This window comes from Acanthopleuribacter pedis (assembly GCF_017377855.1).
GTDB lineage: Bacteria > Acidobacteriota > Holophagae > Acanthopleuribacterales > Acanthopleuribacteraceae > Acanthopleuribacter > Acanthopleuribacter pedis.
In genome coordinates this window covers 197,100-209,832 of sequence record NZ_JAFREP010000007.1, presented here as the reverse complement: position 1 = coordinate 209,832, position 12,733 = coordinate 197,100, and the positions used below count along the sequence as shown (strand labels likewise).

9 protein-coding genes are annotated in these 12,733 nt (G+C 56.7%); 3 read left to right on the top strand and 6 right to left on the bottom strand.

The features are described 5' to 3' along the window. Positions 1–54 precede the first annotated feature (54 nt). On the bottom strand, positions 55–1,605 hold the full coding sequence (locus tag J3U88_RS10080; protein WP_207858573.1) for a hemopexin repeat-containing protein: 1,551 nt from the start codon (positions 1,603–1,605) through the stop codon (positions 55–57). 120 nt (positions 1,606–1,725) lie between these two features. Next, the gene (locus J3U88_RS10075; protein ID WP_207858571.1) at positions 1,726–3,012 is read right to left on the bottom strand and encodes a hypothetical protein; all 1,287 of its coding nucleotides are present in this window, start codon (positions 3,010–3,012) and stop codon (positions 1,726–1,728) included. A gap of 701 nt (positions 3,013–3,713) precedes the next feature. Here J3U88_RS10075 and J3U88_RS10070 point away from each other — a divergent pair. From J3U88_RS10070 to J3U88_RS10060, 3 genes are all read left to right on the top strand, one after another. Beyond that, positions 3,714–4,394, top strand: a complete 681-nt coding sequence (locus J3U88_RS10070; RefSeq protein WP_207858569.1) for a PspA/IM30 family protein — start codon at positions 3,714–3,716, stop codon at positions 4,392–4,394. Between the two features lie 46 nt (positions 4,395–4,440). After that, positions 4,441–4,632 (top strand): hypothetical protein, encoded by a 192-nt coding sequence (locus tag J3U88_RS10065; protein WP_207858562.1) that lies wholly within the window; start codon positions 4,441–4,443, stop codon positions 4,630–4,632. Between the two features lie 519 nt (positions 4,633–5,151). After that, the gene (locus tag J3U88_RS10060; protein ID WP_207858560.1) at positions 5,152–5,421 is read left to right on the top strand and encodes a hypothetical protein; all 270 of its coding nucleotides are present in this window, start codon (positions 5,152–5,154) and stop codon (positions 5,419–5,421) included. Positions 5,422–5,777: 356 nt separating this feature from the next. Here J3U88_RS10060 and J3U88_RS10055 read toward each other — a convergent pair whose 3' ends face one another. The 4 genes from J3U88_RS10055 to J3U88_RS10040 all read right to left on the bottom strand — a co-directional run bounded on the left by J3U88_RS10055 (position 5,778) and on the right by J3U88_RS10040 (position 12,415). Next, positions 5,778–6,212, bottom strand: a complete 435-nt coding sequence (locus J3U88_RS10055) for an NUDIX domain-containing protein (RefSeq protein ID WP_207858558.1) — start codon at positions 6,210–6,212, stop codon at positions 5,778–5,780. 449 nt (positions 6,213–6,661) lie between these two features. Further along, complete coding sequence (locus J3U88_RS10050; protein ID WP_207858555.1) at positions 6,662–8,044, bottom strand: DUF4339 domain-containing protein; 1,383 nt, start codon at positions 8,042–8,044, stop codon at positions 6,662–6,664. Between the two features lie 136 nt (positions 8,045–8,180). Next, on the bottom strand, positions 8,181–11,774 hold the full coding sequence (locus J3U88_RS10045) for a hypothetical protein (RefSeq protein ID WP_207858553.1): 3,594 nt from the start codon (positions 11,772–11,774) through the stop codon (positions 8,181–8,183). Beyond that, positions 11,771–12,415, bottom strand: a complete 645-nt coding sequence (locus J3U88_RS10040) for a hypothetical protein (protein WP_207858552.1) — start codon at positions 12,413–12,415, stop codon at positions 11,771–11,773. Before J3U88_RS10040 ends, J3U88_RS10045 begins: the two co-directional genes overlap by 4 nt. Positions 12,416–12,733 lie beyond the last annotated feature (318 nt).

Genomic DNA, 12,733 nt, shown 5'->3' with positions numbered 1-12,733 from the left:
ATTACAACGAGAGAATGTCGCTTTTTTGTTCATTGGATTCACGTTTATTACCCATTACTCAATACGCCAATCTTCAACATAACTACCGCGCAGGTACTTGGGATAACCGGGGTCAACACGGTATTCCGTCATATCAAAACGTACATAGGCGTTGTCGCGGAAGAAGTAACATTTGTTGCCATTCCAAGTATCCACCGCATCAATTCGCTCAAACGGGAGCCCCGCCCAATAGGGTTGCAATGGACGCGGATAGGATTCGTCTACCGAGCCGTCGGTCAAATCAATGCGCACATACTGACCCCCGGAGAAGAGGTAAGCGGTCCCGTCGCCCCAGTTCACCGCGGCGTCAATATGACCCAGCTCGAGGCCCGGCCAGTAGGGATTACCGTATTCATCAAGCGCATTAATCTGCTTGGGATATCCTGGCTCAATGGCGTTGTCATCCATGTTGAAACTGAAGAATTCGCGCCCTTTGAAAAAGTAGATTCGGTTGCGGCGATGGGCCGGACCCGGATCGTTTTTATGCCAGGTAAAGGATGCGTCAAAATGAAGGCGGTCGGGCATGTCGGGCCATAAGGTGCTGTAGTCCCCCGTTTCCTCCACCTTGTTCTTCTCAAGATCGTAGCGCGAATAGACCGAACCCCGCACAATGAACAGATCGTTGTCTTTGAAGAACAGCGAGGAAATTTCCTCGAAGGTCACGGCTCGGTGATAGGCCTTGGACAACGCCTGCGCCTTGTCAGGATCGCCGATCAAGTTCCAAATCCCAACCAACTCCATTTCGATAACCTTGGGGTTGTCCTTGATGGAGGCCACCCACGCATCAAACCCTTCTTGGCTCAGGGAACGCAGCGCGCCCAGCTTCAATTTGTCACCACCCTCGCCAATCACAACCACATCGGAGTTGGATTTCAGGTTCTCGCGAACCTCGCTCAAGTGCTCTTGTTCGGAAACCGAGCCGGTGGTGGTTTTCATATTGAGTCCCTGGCGGATTTCATTGGAAGAAACCTGAGAACTCTCGCGCATTACCAAGGTGATCATGGCGCGACCACCCACCCAAACCCGTTTTACCGCGTGGGTGCCGAATCGGTTAAAAAAGCGGTCGTATTCCCGCTTGTGTTTGGGGTCAAAAGGAACGGGAATATCGATGTCAAAAATGGCATCATCCAAGGTATACAAATCGGGAATGTAAATCTCGTAAAGCGGAATGAAATTTTGGTTCACCGCGTAAGAGACTTTTTCATCGGTTTTGAGTTGCGCAATTTGGGACGCATTCATATCCACGGAAAAGGAGCCGGCCTCCGCGGCAACGGTGCTGTCGACCTCGAGCTGCTTGCTGAGGTGTTCGAAAGACTCGCTAATTTGGGTTTGTCCCAGGGCCGCGTTGTTGGGCATGGGCGGCGACGGGTTGACCTCGATGTTATCCGGCACCCCGTAGCACAGCCCTGTATCAACACAAGAAAACTGTTTCAGTTGCTCACCCAACCGCCAAACATGCGCCTTGAGTTCGTAGGGTTGACCTGGCCACAAACATAAACCACGGCCGATCAATTCAATACCGGGTACCATTTGTTGAGAGGGCGTTGTTGAAACCGTATCAGACATGATAAACCTCATTACTAGGTGTTAATGGGATGGGTAACCAAGGTGAAAACCGGCGGTCACGGGCACAAAACCAACCCACAAACACCGTTCGAGGAAACCAACTTAGGACGGGACATGGACTTAACAACGGGACACCAAGGTACGCGCCATGTGGACAAATTTAAGCTGAGCCAGCTTGCCGATGGTTTTGACACGGAAAGACTCATCCAGCGCTTGGGCCCGTTTTTCCCCAATCCCCTTGAGCGCGGTCACCGGACAGTTGGGCAACGCCTGAAGCGGGGTCGCTTCAAAGTCGGCGTCCAAATAACGGGCGTTGAGGGTGTTGTCGGGTAAGCTGGGATCGTCGGCATGGGCGACGGCTTCACACAAGGTTTCGGCCACCTCGGTCCAGGAAAAAGACGCAAATTCGGCCACGGTGTGGACGGCAAATACCTCGCGCAATATCTGAGCATCCCGATCCGATACACCGTAAACCGCATCGGTGGGTCCGGCGCAAATTTCGCCATAACTGGTTTGGCGATAAGCCTTGACCACCAGGTCTTTTATTTCCCAAGTGGCCGGGACCGACGCTTCTTCAGCCGATTCCTCCGCTGATTCTTCAGCCGGTTCCTCCGTCGCTTCTTCGGTAGGCGCCACCGCTGATTCTTCAGCCGGTTCGTCCACCGTTTCTTCAGCCGGTTCGTCCGCCGTTTCCTCAGCCGGTTCGTCCGCCGTTTCTTCAGCCGGTTCGTCCGCCGTTTCTTCAGCAGGTTCGTCCGCTGATTCTTCAGCCGGTTCGTCCGCTGTTTCTTCAGCCGGTTTGTCCGCTGTTTCTCCAGCGGGTTCATCCACCGTTGCTTCAGCAGGTTCCACCGCTGATTCTTCCTCTGATTCTAAAATCGTTTCTTCAGATGACACCCGGGGGGCCGAATCGGCGTCTTGGACCACGGCGGGCTCATCGGAAGACGCCGGCGAGCCCTCGGCCCCGGCCATGCCCTCCCGGAAACGACGGCCGAATTCTTCATGCATGCGGTCGACATTAAAATCCAACAAAGTGCCGCCGGACTCAAAGTGCATCACAAACAACGAACCCACCGCGGTGGTCAGTGCAAAACAGGCGGCGGGACTCACCAACAGAAGCGGCCCCCAACCGACTACCGGCAAAAATTTGAGCAGCGAGGCCAGCATCCCGAAAGCGACCACATTGTGAACCCCGGCGGCAAGTAAACCGGCAACCAAGGACTTGGCCAAGCTGGGATAAAAAGGACGGCCGTAAATCCCGGCAATTTTCTCAATCATCAGGACCAGCAAGGCGGTGAGCGCCACAAAATCAAACACCGGGCCGGCAACGACACCAACGCCGACGGAGGCCAAAGCAAATTTTCGCACCAAACCCAGAGACTTGCGTTCGCGTTCTTCCGCATTCATCTCAAAGCCTCCGCAAAGCGGTTTTTTTGTCATACAAGGAATTTCGCGTCCATTATGTCATTGCGCCGCTCAGGATTCAAGCGAGGATTCAATTAGAAGCCAATCCTAACAGGAACCAAGAATTATCTATAAGTTATTCAAAACAAACATGGTGCAACCATCCAGCCCGCACTTCTCACCAGGAATTCTACTACGGGGCAAGCCATGCGATGACGTGGGGGCGGCCTTCCGCATTACTCGGTCGGGCCGCCTTCGCCTCAGCTGCTACGCCGATAGGTCGGACCCCGATAGGTCGGACCCCGAATGGTCGCACCCCGATAGGTCGGACCCCGAATGGTCGCAACCCCGCGCCGGCTCTCGGTCGTAATCTTCGTACGCACAAGGCTTTCTGCTTCTCGCGACGAATCCTTGTGAGAAATGCGGGCTAGCGAAAAGGCCCCGCGCCAACCGCCGCCCCATCACTGAAAGTTTAAAAACCGCGGTTGCGCGCGGGCAAACGAGACGTCCCCACTCAGCAACCAAAACCTTTCGCCATATTCCTGCGAAAAACACCAAGCCCTTTTTACCATTCGCCAACTCCCAATCGCGGGACTAGCACAACAACAGACCCAAGTGATTCATTTAAATAGCCTTAACTCTCCATTTCAAGTTTTGGCAAGCTATTCGCTTTAAGCCGCGGTGTGTTGCTACCGGAGGTTTCCATGGGTGTTTTTTCACGAATCGGCGAGATCATTAACGCCAACATCAATGCGATGCTGGATAAGGCCGAGGACCCCAACAAAATGGTCCGATTGATGATCAACGAAATGGAAGATACGCTCACCCGCGTCAAATCATCCGCGGCCGAGGTCATTGCCGACCGCATTCGTTTGTCCCGCGAACGGGACGAATTACGCATGCGCGCCGAGGACTGGGAGAACAAGGCCACCCTTGCCGTCACCAAGGGTCGCGACGATCTGGCCCGTGAAGCGCTGGAACAAAAACTGACCTACGATCAGCGCGCCGCCGAGGCCGGCAAAAAAGTCACCGAAATGGAAGACGTGGTCCGCAAGTACCAACTGGATATCGAACGCCTGGAAGCTCAGCTCAACAGTGCTTTCCAACGCCAACGCGAGTTACAGGCGAAAAACAAGCAGGCGCGCAACCGCAAGCAGGTCGATTCCTACCTCAACACCCAAGATGCCTTCAACAAATTTGAGCAGTTTAACCGCCGCTTGGACCGTCTTGAGGCCGAAACCGAGGTCATGGGCTACGGGCAAAACGAAGAGCAGAGCTTGGAACAAAAGTTTGCCGAGCTGGAACAATCCTCGCGCATTGAAGCGGAATTACAAAAACTCAAAAATCTGAAAATCAACATCAAACCGACCGAACAAAAAGATTAAAACGGCGGCGCGCCCAAAACAGGCGCGCGCCCTGAGGCGGCACATTATGTTATCCCATTTGGCCGGCGCGGTCCTCATCGCGGCGTTGGCGGCCCCTGCTGTGATGATTGTAACGGCCTGGGTTTCCATCAATTGGTTTGCCGGCAAAGCCTACACCGAAATACCGGCGCAGGAGCAAGGCGCGGTTCGCATCGCAGAACCGACCACCACCCCCTTCTCCTCGCCGGGTTCCCCTTAAACCACGGACCCATGTCCCGAAACCCACTTAAGCCGTAGGGTTTACCTGTCAGATAGGCCGCCCGCCTTTTTCCGTGGCACGCCACCACGGCCGAAGCGAACAGCGCCCGATCAAGCCTTCCGAAAAGACACGGGTAAACCCCACGGGTTAAGGCGGCTTCTCTTTCTCCAATTCATTTCTTGCCTTGTCACGCGCACCTTTCTAAATTGGAAGAGAGAAGCCGCTTCTTTTTTACCTAAATTGAGCGATTCTTGGCGGCGCACTTGAGCAACCTGTTGGGCTGCAAGGTGTCGTAAAAATGCTCGACGCACCTTCCAGGTACGCGTCGTGCGCGACCCCGGTCCGCTTTTTCCAACACCCTTCGCGCCAACCCTCGGCGCGTCCTGCGCCGATACTTGCACAATTGCATCCACCCGAATCGGACACTTTAGGTTTTAACGAAAAGGCACGATTTCACCCAACATAATCACACGCTTTAGGTTGCACCACGCTTAGGATCCAACCAATCGAGGTACCTCAATGGAAGATATTTTTCCCTTTATATTCTTGATCAGCGTTGCAGGCATGTTTTTCGCCTACAAAACCACCAAGTTGGTTCTGGAAACCAAGTACGGTCCCATCGAGCGTGGCGACAAGTCAGTTGACTTGCCCAAAAAACAGCGCGGCAAATCCTCAAAACTTGAGGACGGCGATCAGTTCGACCGGCTCCAACAGCGCTCGGCCCAGCTCAACCAACGGCTGCAAAATTTAGAAGAAATCCTCAAAGCCGAGCGCAAACAAGGCAATTAAGCCGCATTTGAGGTACCTCGCTTACGAGGATTCGTCGCGAGAAGCTGAACGCCTAGCCCGCATTTCTCACAAGGATTCGTCGCGAGAAGTTGAAAGCCTTGAGTGTACGAAGTTTACGACCGAGAGGCGGCATAGGGGCCCGACCATTCGGGGTCCGACCTATCGGGGTCCGACCCGGGGTCCGACCTATCGGGGTCCGACCCGGGGTCCGACCTATCGGGGTCCGACCCATCGGCGTAGCGGCTGAGGCGAAGGCGGCTCGACGGAGTAACGCGGAAGGCCGCCCCCTCGTAATCCCATGGCTTGCCCCGTCGCAGAATTCCTTGTGAGAAATGCGGGCTAGTGAGCCATACGGGTTAAGCCCATTCACGGTGTTGGCACTCGCCGATGTAGCCCAAACCGGCGGCGGGATTCTCAAGGACCTGGCGATTGATGGCCGGATACAGCCGCACCTCGCCGACCTGTGCCAGGGGTAGCCAGGTGAAGGATGCGGCACTGGTCTCCGCGGGGTTGAGCTTGGGTTCACCCGCGAGGATCTCCGCGCGAAAAACGACATGGAGCGTTTGCGGAATTTTGGGTTGGGCCATCATATCGGCCACACAAAACAGCGCGCCGAGTTGAATGTCGAGGTTCAATTCTTCCTGGAACTCCCGTGTCACCGAGGCCGCCAGCGTTTCGCCCTCGTGCAAACCGCCACCGGGTATGGCGTACACATCGCCTTTCGGATAGTGGTAAACCAACACCAGTAACCGACCGTCGCGAATGATTAGTCCCGCGCCACGCACACGCATAGTTCCTCCAGCCCATGTTCGGCGGACAGGGAAGGATCCCACGCCAACCGCTTCGCCCTTGATGGTTTGGCCCATACTACAGGGTTCCCCTCTGAAACGGAACCCGGTTGATGCGCGGATCCGGCCGGAAATGTGCAAATCTGGGCGGCGCTCGACCCTTAGCCCGCATTTCTCACGAGGATTCGTCGCGAGAAGCTGAAAGCCTTGTGCGTACGAAGATTACGACCGAGAGCCGGCGCGGGGGTCCGACCAATCGGGGTCCGACCTATCGGGGTCCGACCTATCGGCGTAGCAGCTGAGGCGAAGGCGGCTCGACCGAGTAACGCGGAAGGCCGCCCCCTCGTCATCGCATGGGTTGCCCTGTAGCAGAATTCCTTGTGAGAAATGCGGGTTAGGGTTTGGACTGCAACAGAGGACGGGTCGGACGTGGCCCCCGCGATGAACGCGGGTTAAGGACCGGCCTGGTTTTTCACCAGGATAAAGGCCATCTGGTAACCTTGCTCGGCTTTCTGCCAATGGACCTCGATCACCACGGCTTCGCCAAACTGAGCGCGCCATATGATCCGGCCCGGCCCTTCCAGGCGCATCGCCTGGGGTGCGAACGCCGTTTCTTCAAATTGCTGTTCCCAGAGTTTGTGAAAGTTGGGTCCTTCAATCACAATCGCGGTGACGAAACCGCGGGGATTGGTTAGATAGGTGTAGTCGAAGGGGCCGTCGACACGGAAACGCGACTCGCGTCGAATCTCTTCTGCCACAAATACCTGGTAGTCCAGGCCGGGCGCGGCTTTTTCAGAAATCGGCTGCTCCGGTAAATGGCGGCGTTTCACTTGTTTTAACGGAATGTTTAGCGCATTTTGAACGACGGGCAGGACCAGGGCGTTGAAATTGGGTAACGCGCGTTTTCGCATCAACGCGCGCAAGCTTTTCGGGTCCTCGGGGATCGGTTCCGGCCCAGATTTCGCGCGCCAAATCTGCAGACCTTGAAACACGCCGAACACTCCCGCGCTAACCAGTGCCAAAATGAGAAACATCCCAAAAACACGTGCCGGGGATCGCTTCGGCGGCCCTAAGTCCCTAACCCCGCGCGGTTCACGGGCGGGCACCGGTCGGCTAACGGGCGACCCCGCGACCTGCTTGGGCACGGGCCGCTCGGCTTCCCCGGGGGAAACATCCCGCTGCGCGGCGCGCGCTTCCGTCTTTTCGACCGCCCCACGCGCCTGCTCCATCTGCTGCAACCATTGATGCGCGGACATCACCACCTGCCCACCGTCTGCAACATCGATCAGGGTTTGCGCATGGATCTGGTGCGCCTCCTGCATCGCCTTAACCCGCGCTAAATCATAAGGCCCCTTGCGTTCCGAGCCCTGCAGCAAATGCACCGGTCCTTGCGGTACCCGGTCAACCGGCTTGTTGAAGGAATTTAACAACGACGACACGTCCGCCGCGGCGGCGTCTTCAGCCGGATATTCAACCGGGGTATCCCCTTTAATCTTCCCGGTTTTAAACAACAAACCCAATTGTTCCAATTCAAACGGCCCTTGGCTACGATCCGCTTCCTGTAAAAAGAAGTGGGTCGGCAAAGCACCGGCCACCGCGGGCTCGGCCTTGCCCGGCGCGGGTTTGGGTTGTGGCGCGGCTGCTTTTTTCGCTTTTTTGGGCGGGGCAAGATTGTCGATTTGGGCAAAGGGAACCGCGCCGGCCCCGTCCGCCTTGAGGGAAACCTTGGTTTCCTCGCTTATTTTGCCGCTGTCAAAGTATTGCTGAATCTTTTGACGCGAAAACGGTCCGTAGTACTTGCCTTTTTTTTCGAGGTACCAGCCTGGCTTCGCCATGGAACGCCATCCCTCACTGAACGTCGCGTTTCATTCGTTACGCGGGGTTCTTGCAAACACTGAATCCCGCTCGTGCACCGAGGCGCACGAACGGGACCGCCGAAACACCCCGGGGTGTTTCGGCATTTCCACGAAGTTAGGGTTGGGGCACCACTTCCAGGTTGGCCGGCGCAAGCACCGCGGTCCCGTATTTGGGTGACCCGCTCGGGGCAAGCACCATGCCACCCTTGCGCGATTTCCCGCTCATCGTGGTTTGGATATGGAACACCCGCACGTTGTCCAGGTGTAACACGTTGTTGGTTAGCTGGGTGAAAATCGCCAGCGAGGTATTTTGCAGGCCCGGCGTCAACGACAGACCGGCGCGATTTCCCTGCTTGGCGTTGGTATAAGGCCACCAGAAGGAAGCGTTTAAGGTCGTATCGCGATAGGCCGTCGCAATGGTCGACGTCTGGAAGGCGATGCCGGTGTCGACTTGGCTGAACTGGCCGTCGATCACGGTGCCAACCCCAACCGTCGCCGTCGCCGCATTGGCGCCTTCCGAACCCCATAACACTTCAAAACCGAACAAGGTCACCCCGTCGGCGGGAACATTAAAGGGCGGGGACACAATCCCGGTTTGTTCAACGCCCGGCGTCGCCAAGGAATCGTTCTTCAACCCGTTGCCAAACAGCGTTGAACCGAATTCGGTCGACCCCGTCCAGTTGGATTGCCCGTCGGCATCGTCGGTAAATTGCAAGGTCGACCAACCCGGGGGTACCGTACCGGCGTCAAAGGTTTCGAACAACAAGGGCGCCTCGGTAACAACCAACCCGTAATCCGTCGCCGGTGTACCCGTGCCGTCAAAGTAGCTGACCAGAATGAAGTAGGTCCCAGCCGGAAAGACGCGGGCCACGTTTTCGTCCCCGGTCGCGGTTGCACTGAACATGGAGTTGGAGAAGGAGTTGTTGTCCGAAACATTGTAAAAACTGAAGGATTCATAGGGTCCGTTGGTGACAATCAGATCGAGGTCGACGGTTGAATTGTTGGGAGCAACCCCAATCACCAGCGCGGTCGGTTCGTCCAAGGTAAAGGTGTAGATATCCTCGAAATCATCGCTGAAACCGTTACCGTAGACATTGACCGGCGAGGTGCCCGCCTCGTCCAAGTTACCCACCACGTTAATGTTCCATTGGTCGCCGCTTTTGCGCAGAACCTGGGCGGTGGCAAAGGTATTGTGCGGCTCACTGGTTTCCATGATCAGGTTGCCGGAGGTTTGCGCCGAACTTTGCGCGGTGATACCCGACAGGTAGTTCCGCTCGGGCACCAAGTGATCCCCCCATAAGGTGAAACCGGCCCAGGTGGAACCATCGGCCACGGCACGAATCCAAGCCCCGTTGCTCAAGGTATCCGCGTTGGGGAACAAACCGTCCAAAACCGCGGTAAATTTCGATTTGGCGTTGACGGCCATGGCGGCGCTGCGCTGGAGCACGCGCCCGTCGGCGGACATCGCCTCAAAAACAATGTTCGCCGCGCTATCGCCGAGGTTGGTTGCAACCAAGGCGGTGAAGGTGGTGCCCTGCATTTGGAAATGCGGGTAGATCAATTCTTGGCCGCCTTGGGTGTTGCCCTGCAACCCGGTGAAGGTATCGTTGGCCGAGGTGACCGGTGTCCCAAACAACTCGTAACCAATTAATGGCTGATCCCCGGATACTTCTACCCAGGAGGTGCCCGCGGGAACCCGATCCTGGTTGTTCGCATCAAAAAGCAGCGTGATTTTGCCGCCCGCGTCCAGGGGTGGCTGTTGGCTCGAACGAATCACGTTGCCGGAAGCATCGTAGTAGGTTTCGGTGATGGTTGCGGCGCCGGTGCCGACATTAATGTAAACCATGCCGGTCCAGAACTGGCCGGTATCGGTGGCAACGTGCAAGAACTGCAGGGTATTGCTGCTTTGGTCGTTCAACCCCAGGGAGGCAAACTGGCTGCGGTTGGGCAAACGGGTAAAATACTCCATCGCCGAAACCGAGGCCTGACTGCTGTTGATTTCCGCCCAAATTTGATCGCTGCCCAGTTCAGGGAAATAGTCCTGAATCGCCCGCGACTCACGTCCGTAGGCCAGATTCAAACCGTCAATGCCGGCGGCGTCGCCGTTCGGTTGGCGGGTAATCGAGGTCACGGCCGCGTTATCGCCCACATTAACCGAGGACAACACCGTTTCAAAGTTAGTGGTATCAACCGCGATATGCGGCATAAAGGTGCGCGTGTTGCGGCTGTCCGCGGCCAGATAGGCCGAACGTACGGTTGCATTTTGGATTTCGGCGTAAACCACCAGGGGCACGGTGCTGCCGATTTGGATCCAGGTCACCTCGGAGGCCGCGCTACCAAAAACCTCGGCCGAGTTCACCCACAACTTACCAAAAGCGGGGATGGAGGTGAGGTCGGCCGCGCGCGCGATCACCTCGCCACTGTCGTTAAACCCGTAGACATCAATATAAACCGGCACGCCGCGGCTGTTTACCACACCGAGCCAGGTTTGCTCGGAACCGTCGGCGGCGTTGCGCACCTCGGCGACGGTGTTGACATGGGTCAACCCCGTCCCACGAACGGTTGAACCCAGTAGCCGGTTAAAAATGATGTCAATCCCGGGTGTGGTTTGATCGGCGACCGTGGTCACCAACGCCATGGTGCTGGGATCGTCCGTATTGGGATCGCTGCTTTCATCGGCACCATTGTAAAACTCGGTCAGACCGGGGAATTCACCAATCACGCGGTTTCCGGGAACCTGACGATCCGAACGAATCGGCGGGCTGTAGGCGCCGTTACTGCTTTCGGATATATCACGCACCTCGACGCTGTACTGCCCGGGCGGCAGCAGCCCGATGTCGTACGTCCCGGTACCCGGCGTTGCAATACGCGAGGCGGCGTTTTGGAACACGGTATCGGAACCACCGGAACGGTCGCGCGCAATCACGTTGACCCCGTCCGCGGGGGAACCGCCGTCAGGCATCACCACACGACCGGAAACAGCCGACATCCCGGCACCGCCCTGGGCATGGGTGCCGTAAAGCGCCAAAAAGGCGGACATGTCGTCGCGGGTTAACCCCGTTTGCAGCGCGGTCCGTGAACCATTGCTCACAACCCAGTACATAATTTCGACGGTGTTGGCGGGGGCACGACCAAAGCTTTCATACTGCTGCCCACTGGAATCCAAATCGCCGTTGACAATGGAGTGACCCAAACCGAGCAGGTGACCAAACTCGTGGATCATGATACGGCGCACGCCTTGATCCTGGAAGCTGCTCATGGCGGGGCCGCCGAAAATAACAAAACCCACACCCAAGTATTCGGAACGCGCGGTGGTATGGGACGCAAAAGCCAACACCTGGCTATCGGAACCAAATTCTTCAAACAGCGCGCCGTCTTCATCAAAGACGATGGTGTTGCGCCCGGCCGCGATGGCCGCGTTCAGTTGCGCCAAAGTCGCGATGTCTTCCGGGTCTTGCGCGCCGGCCTGAATTTGCAACGTGCTGCCGGGTACCGCGTTCCAGGTCGCAAACCCCTCGTTGGTAAAGCGGTTGACGACTTCGTTGTTGTAAGCGGTGGTTAAGTTACCCGATTCCACATGGAAAACAAAGGGTCGCGAGGGGTCTTGCTTGAGACCACGACCATCGGGCAGGTATTCGACAGGACCGCCGGCAATAAGCAGCGCGGCGCAAAGAAGCAACAGGGGGACAATGGTCTTTTTCACACTCATTGGTCACCTCCCAGGCGCGTCGGCGCGGTAAAGGCACCACGCACCAAATCGCGAACCATCGCTTTGAGCGCGGTTGCTGAAATCCCCTCCGCGCGTTTGCCACTGCTGGGCAGGGGGGTTTGCTGGGCGGCCAGAATCAGGGATTGGTGGGGACTGTTTTGGTCGGAAGCCTTCATCTCGGCAAAAATATGGGCGTTGGAAAACCCGTTGTACGCCTCTTGTTCGCGAATCACAAAAAGGCCCTGGGCCAAGCCGACCGGCAAGCACAATCCACTTTTGCTCAGACCACCGAGGAAGATCAGGTAGGTTTCGCCTTTGCTGTACTTGGGAACACCGATTTTGTCAGCGGAAATAGGAAAGTGAACACCGTTCACCGCATTCCCCAATTGTTGAAACACAAAGGTTTGGGATTGTTTGCCTTTCAGCGAATCAAGAATCTCAAAGGTGTAGCGCACCGCGGGTAAGTCAACCTCGCCGCGGCTGTCTTTCACCGTAATGTGTTCAATTTCCAAGCAACGGCCTTCGAAAATATGGGTCGCGGTTTTCGACAAATCGGCAACATTTACGGCGGCAACCGTGGTTGCCTGTAGCGGTAATAACGCAAAAAACAGCAGGCACAAGCCCAACCGGCAAAACCTCATTCTGTCCTCCAGGAAGATTCGGCAGAACCCGACGGCGCCAAGCACGGGCCGGCCGCGCGGGTTCACATCATTCGTATCAGTCCCCCACCTTCCATTCCGGGGCGAAACCCGCGCCGTTCCGCGCGTTTCCAGCACCTACCGGCAAGGAAACCACGCGGTGGGTTCGTTCGACCCACCCGGCGGATGAAACGATCATCGGCGTGCCGGGAATAGGGATCGGCAACCAAGCGGCGCTGCCGCAACCCAAACGGTCAATGGTAAAGGGGGATGACTTCATTATTGTACTGCAAAACAGCGCCGTCCACAGCAAGCACGCAC

Excerpts from the sequence above, each read along its gene's own strand:
- J3U88_RS10050 (WP_207858555.1), bottom strand. The coding sequence starts at position 8,044 with ATGGCGAAGCCAGGCTGGTACCTCGAAAAAAAAGGCAAGTACTACGGA.
- J3U88_RS10065 (WP_207858562.1), top strand. The coding sequence starts at position 4,441 with ATGTTATCCCATTTGGCCGGCGCGGTCCTCATCGCGGCGTTGGCGGCC.
- J3U88_RS10070 (WP_207858569.1), top strand. The coding sequence starts at position 3,714 with ATGGGTGTTTTTTCACGAATCGGCGAGATCATTAACGCCAACATCAAT.
- J3U88_RS10055 (WP_207858558.1), bottom strand. The coding sequence starts at position 6,212 with ATGCGTGTGCGTGGCGCGGGACTAATCATTCGCGACGGTCGGTTACTG.
- J3U88_RS10040 (WP_207858552.1), bottom strand. The coding sequence starts at position 12,415 with ATGAGGTTTTGCCGGTTGGGCTTGTGCCTGCTGTTTTTTGCGTTATTA.
- J3U88_RS10045 (WP_207858553.1), bottom strand. The coding sequence starts at position 11,774 with ATGAGTGTGAAAAAGACCATTGTCCCCCTGTTGCTTCTTTGCGCCGCG.
- J3U88_RS10080 (WP_207858573.1), bottom strand. The coding sequence starts at position 1,605 with ATGTCTGATACGGTTTCAACAACGCCCTCTCAACAAATGGTACCCGGT.
- J3U88_RS10075 (WP_207858571.1), bottom strand. The coding sequence starts at position 3,012 with ATGAATGCGGAAGAACGCGAACGCAAGTCTCTGGGTTTGGTGCGAAAA.
- J3U88_RS10060 (WP_207858560.1), top strand. The coding sequence starts at position 5,152 with ATGGAAGATATTTTTCCCTTTATATTCTTGATCAGCGTTGCAGGCATG.